2 protein-coding genes are annotated in these 5,740 nt (G+C 69.9%); both read left to right on the plus strand.

All coding sequences use genetic code 11. From position 1 onward, the window contains the following. Window positions 1-5,246: pullulanase-type alpha-1,6-glucosidase (gene pulA / locus B9S61_RS20225; protein WP_103543523.1), on the plus strand; the 5,246-nt coding region annotated here is incomplete at its 5' end. Between the two features lie 56 nt (window positions 5,247-5,302). Further along, the gene (locus tag B9S61_RS20230) at window positions 5,303-5,662 is read left to right on the plus strand and encodes a 5-carboxymethyl-2-hydroxymuconate Delta-isomerase (RefSeq protein WP_103543524.1); all 360 of its coding nucleotides are present in this window, start codon (window positions 5,303-5,305) and stop codon (window positions 5,660-5,662) included. The last annotated feature ends 78 nt before the right edge of the window (window positions 5,663-5,740 follow it).

Consider the following 5,740-nt stretch of genomic DNA (forward strand, 5'->3'; position numbering starts at 1 on the left):
CGCGGCACGATCTGACCCGCGAGCAGTTCTACTTCGTCCTGCCGGACCGCTTCGCCAACGGTGACACGAAGAACGACCGCGGCGGACTGACCGGTTCACGTCTCAGCACCGGGTACGACCCCACCGACAAGGGGTTCTACCAGGGCGGCGACCTCAAGGGCCTGACGAAGCGGCTCGACTACATCAAGGGGCTCGGCACCACCGCCATCTGGATGGCGCCCCTCTTCGAGAACCAGCCCGTGCAGGGGACCGGCAAGGACGCCTCCGCCGGATACCACGGTTACTGGATCACCGACTTCACCCAGGTCGACCCGCACTTCGGCACCAACGACGACCTCGAGAAGCTCATCGACAAGGCCCACGACAAGGGCATGAAGGTCTTCTTCGACGTCATCACCAACCACACCGCCGACGTCGTCGACTACGAGGAGAAGTCCTACGACTACCTCACCAAGGGCGCCTTCCCCTACCTGACGAAGGACGGCGAGCCCTTCGACGACGCCGACTACGCCGACGGCTCGCGCCGCTTCCCGCGCGTGGACGGCGGTTCCTTCCCGCGCACCCCCGTCGTACCCGGCGCCAAGAAGCGGATCAAGGTCCCGTCCTGGCTCAACGACCCGGACATGTACCACAACCGGGGCGACTCCACCTTCGCCGGCGAGTCCAGCGAGTACGGAGACTTCTCCGGGCTCGACGACCTGTGGACCGAGCGTCCCGAGGTCGTCGACGGCATGGAGAAGATCTACCAGCGGTGGGTGCGGGACTTCGACATCGACGGCTTCCGGATCGACACCGTGAAGCACGTCAACATGGAGTTCTGGACCCAGTGGGCCACCGCCCTGGACGCCTACGCGGCCAAGAGGGGCCGGGACGACTTCTTCATGTTCGGCGAGGTCTACTCCGCCGACACGGACGTCACCGCCCCGTACGTCACCGAGGGCCGCCTCGACGCCACCCTGGACTTCCCGTTCCAGGAGGCGGCCCGGCAGTACGCCTCCCAGGGCGGCAGCGCGCAGAAGCTCGCGGCGGTCTTCGGCGACGACCACAAGTACACGACCGACCGGGCCAACGCCTACGAGCAGGTCACCTTCCTCGGCAATCACGACATGGGCCGCATCGGCACGTTCCTGAAGCAGGACAACCCGGAGGCGTCCGACGCGGAGCTGCTGAAGAAGGACATGCTCGCCAACGAGCTGATGTTCCTCAGCCGCGGCAACCCCGTCGTCTACTACGGCGACGAACAGGGATTCACCGGCGCCGGCGGCGACAAGGACGCCCGCCAGACCCTCTTCGCCTCCCGCACCGCCGACTACCTCGACGACGACCTGATCGGCAGCGACCGCACCCACGCCGAGGACACCTACGACACGAGAGCACCGCTCTACCGGCAGATCAGTGCTCTCGCCAAGCTCCGCAGGGCCCACCCCGCCCTCACCGACGGCATCCAGCAGGAGCGGTACGCCGCCGACGGCGCGGGCGTCTACGCCTTCTCCCGCACCGGCACGGGCAAGGACACCACCGAGTACGTCGTCGCCTTCAACAACGCCGGCGAGGCGAAGAAGGCCACCTTCGCGACCGGCTCCGCCCGGATGACGTTCAAGGGCCTCCACGGCACCGACGCCACCGTCACCAGCGACGCCGACAAGAAGATCACGGTCACTGTTCCGGCGGGCCGCGCGATCGTCCTCAAGGCATCCGGCCCGCTCGGCAAACCCGCCGTGAAGCCCACGATCACGCTGAAGGCCCCCGAGGCCGGCGCCACCGGCACCGTCGAGCTCACCGCCGGCGTCGAGGGCGGACAACTCAACCGGGTCGTCTTCGCCGCCCGGACCGGCAGCGGCAGGTGGCAGATCCTCGGCTCCGCCGACCACGCCCCCCACAAGGTCACCCACACCATCGGCGCGGACGTCCCCGCCGGCACCGCCCTGCGCTACAAGGCAGTGGTGATCGACTCGGCCGGCCGCACCGCGAGTGCCCTGGCCGCCTCCACCACCGGCACACCGCCCGTGGAGGAGCAGCCGTCCGCCGCCTCCCGCGACTACGCGGTCGTCCACTACCAGCGCCCCGACGGCGACTACGACGACTGGGGCCTGTACGCCTGGGGCGACCTCGCGGACGGCGAGGCCACCGAGTGGCCGGACAGCCACCCCTTCACCGGCCGCGACGCCTACGGTGCCTTCGCGTACCTCAAGCTCAAGCCGGGCGCGTCCGACCTCGGCTTCCTCGTCATCGACAAGGACGGCAACAAGGACGTCGCCACCGACCGCACGATCGACCTCACCAGGACCGGTGAGATCTGGATCGAGCAGGGCAAGGAACCCGTCGCCACCGAGCGGCCCGAGTACCCGGCCCAGGACACCACCAAAGCGGTGCTGCACTACCACCGCGCGGACGGGAACTACGACGGCTGGGGCCTGCACACCTGGACCGGTGCCGCGGACCCCACCGACTGGTCGAACCCCCTGGAGCCGGTGAAGACTGATACGTATGGCGCTGTCTTCGAGGTACCGCTCACCGAGGGTGCCACCAGCCTCAGCTACATCATCCACAAGGGCGACGAGAAGGACCTCCCGTCCGACCAGTCGCTCGACCTCAAGGCCGACGGCCACGAGGTGTGGCTGTTGAACGGCCAGGAGAAGTACCTCCTGCCGCAGCCCGTCGGCTCCGCGGCCGCCCTCGACCCGACCACCTCCAAGGCGGTCTGGATCGACCGGGACACCCTCGTCTGGGACGGCTCCGAGGCCGCCGCCTCCACCCAGCTCCTCGCCTCCCGCACCGGTTCGATCAGGGTGCGGGACGGGATGCTGATCGGCGACGACGCACGCTGGCTGCGCCTGACGGGGGCGACACTCACCGACGCCCAGAAGGCGAGGTTCCCGCATCTCGCGAAGGGCACCGCCTGGACCGTCGACCCGCGCGACCGGGACCGGGTCCGCGAGGCCCTGCGCGGCCAGGTCGTCGCCGCCCAGCACGCGGCCAGCGGCGCCGTGCTCGCGGCCACCGGCGTGCAGATCGCGGGCGTCCTCGACGACCTCTACGCCTCCGGTGCCACCAGGGCCGGCCTCGGCCCGGTGTTCCGGCACGGCCGGCCCACCCTCTCGGTGTGGGCGCCGACCGCGCGGAACGTGTCGCTGGAGATCGGCGACCGCACCGTGCGGATGCGCCGCGACGACGCCACCGGCGTCTGGTCCGTCACCGGTCCCCGCTCCTGGCAGGGCAAGGAGTACCGGTACGAGGTGGAGGTGTGGGCGCCCAGCACCCAGGAGATCACCACCAACAAGGTCACCGACCCCTATTCGGTCGCCCTGACCAGCGACTCCGAGCGCAGCCTCGTCGTCGACCTCGGCGACCGGTCCCTGAAGCCGCGCGGGTGGTCGACGTACGGCAAACCGAAGGCGGTACCGCTCAAGGACGCCCAGATCCAGGAACTGCACATCCGCGACTTCTCCGTCGAGGACCCCACGGCGAAGAACCCGGGCACCTACCTGGCCTTCACCGACAGGAACAGCGACGGCTCCCGGCACCTGCGTGAGCTGGCGCGGTCCGGCACCTCGTACGTGCACCTGCTGCCCGCGTTCGACATCGCCACCATCCCCGAGCGGAAGTCCGACCAGGCGCGGGTCGACTGCGACCTTGCCTCCTACCCCGCCGACTCCCGCGAGCAGCAGGAGTGCGTGGCGAAGGCCGCCGCCGAGGACGCCTACAACTGGGGCTACGACCCGTACCACTACACGGTCCCCGAGGGCTCCTACGCCACCGACCCGGACGGCACCGCCCGCACCGTCGAGTTCCGGAAGATGGTCAAGGCGCTCAACGAGGACGGCCTGCGGGTCGTGATGGACGTGGTCTACAACCACACCGCCGCGAGCGGCCAGGCGAAGACCTCCGTCCTGGACCGGATCGTGCCCGGCTACTACCAGCGGCTGCTCGCCGACGGCTCGGTCGCCGACAGCACCTGCTGCGCCAACACGGCTCCCGAGAACGCCATGATGGGCAGGCTCGTCGTCGACTCGGTCGTCACCTGGGCCAGGGAGTACAAGGTCGACGGCTTCCGTTTCGACCTCATGGGCCACCACCCGAAGGCCAACATCCTCGCCGTGCGCAAGGCCCTGGACGAGCTGACCCCCGAGCGGGACGGCGTCGACGGCAAGAAGATCATCCTGTACGGCGAGGGCTGGAACTTCGGCGAGATCGCCGACGACGTCCGCTTCGAGCAGGCCACGCAGAAGAACATGGCCGGCACCGGCATCGCCACCTTCTCCGACCGGGCCCGCGACGCCGTGCGCGGCGGCGGCCCCTTCGACGAGGACCCCGGCGTCCAGGGCTTCGCCTCCGGCCTCTACACCGACCCCAACACCTCCGCGGACAACGGCACCGAGGCCGAGCAGAAGGCCCGGCTCCTGCACTACCAGGACCTGATCAAGGTGGGGCTCTCCGGCAACCTCGCCGACTACACGTTCACCGACACCAGCGGCAAGGTGGTCAAGGGCTCCCAGGTCGACTACAACGGCGCCCCCGCCGGATACGCGGCCGCGCCCGGCGACGCCCTCTCCTACGCCGACGCGCACGACAACGAGTCGCTGTTCGACGCGCTCGCCTTCAAGCTGCCGATGGACACGTCGGCGGACGACCGGGCCCGTATGCAGGTCCTCGCCATGGCGACGGCCACCCTCTCGCAGGGCCCGGCCCTCTCCCAGGCGGGCACCGACCTGCTGCGCTCCAAGTCCCTGGACCGCAACTCCTACGACAGCGGCGACTGGTTCAACGCGATCCACTGGAACTGCGCGGCCGGCAACGGCTTCGGCCGGGGTCTGCCGCCGGCCGCCGACAACGAGGACAAGTGGCCGTACGCGAAACCCCTGCTGGGCGCGGTGGAGGTGGGCTGCCCGCAGATCGAGGGCAGCTCGGCCGCCTACCAGGACCTGCTGAGGATCCGTACGACGGAGAAGGTCTTCTCCCTCGACACCGCGGGCCAGGTGCAGTCCCGGCTCTCCTTCCCGCTGTCCGGTAGGGACGAGACACCCGGTGTCATCACCATGAGGCTCGGTGACCTGGTCGTGGTCTTCAACGCCACGCCCGAGCGGCAGGAACAGCGCGTCGGCGCGCTCACCGGAACCGGCTACCGGCTGCACCCGGTGCAGGCGTCGGGCGGGGACGCGGTCGTGAAGGCCTCGTCGTACGCCGGGGCCTCCGGCACGTTCACCGTCCCGGCGCGCACGGTCGCGGTGTTCACCACGGCCGGCTGACCCGGTAGGACGCTGCGGCTAGTGTGAGCCCTTCTGACCTTGGAACAGGAGGGCTCATGCCGCAGATCACCGTCGACTACTCCGAGCACCTGACGGACGGCTTCGACCGGCCCGCGTTCGCGCGGGACCTGCACACCGCCGTCGTGGAGATCGCGGCCGCCAGGCCCCCGGCGTGCCAGACACGGTTCCGGCGGACGGGGGACGTCGTGGTCGGCCCCGACACCGACGGACACGCGCTCGTGCACGTCCACATAGCCCTGCTGGCCGGCCGCTCCGACGAGACCAAGGCCCGGCTCACCGAGAGCGTGCTCGAACTGCTGCGGCAGTACGTCAAGCCGGCCGGGGGCGTCGTGCTGCACGCCTCCGCCGAGGTACGGGAGCTGGACCCCTCGTACCGGAAGTCCGAGAGGGAGTAGGGCCGCGGAGGACGGGGTCAGGACAGGCCGGGGTCAGGACAGGCCGGGGTCAGGACAGGCCGGGGTCAGGACAGGCCG

The organism is Streptomyces sp. SM1, assembly GCF_002910825.1.
Lineage (GTDB): Bacteria > Actinomycetota > Actinomycetes > Streptomycetales > Streptomycetaceae > Streptomyces > Streptomyces okerensis.

Coding starts and splice junctions, on each gene's coding strand:
- B9S61_RS20230 (WP_103543524.1), top strand. CDS start 5,303: ATGCCGCAGATCACCGTCGACTACTCCGAGCACCTGACGGACGGCTTC.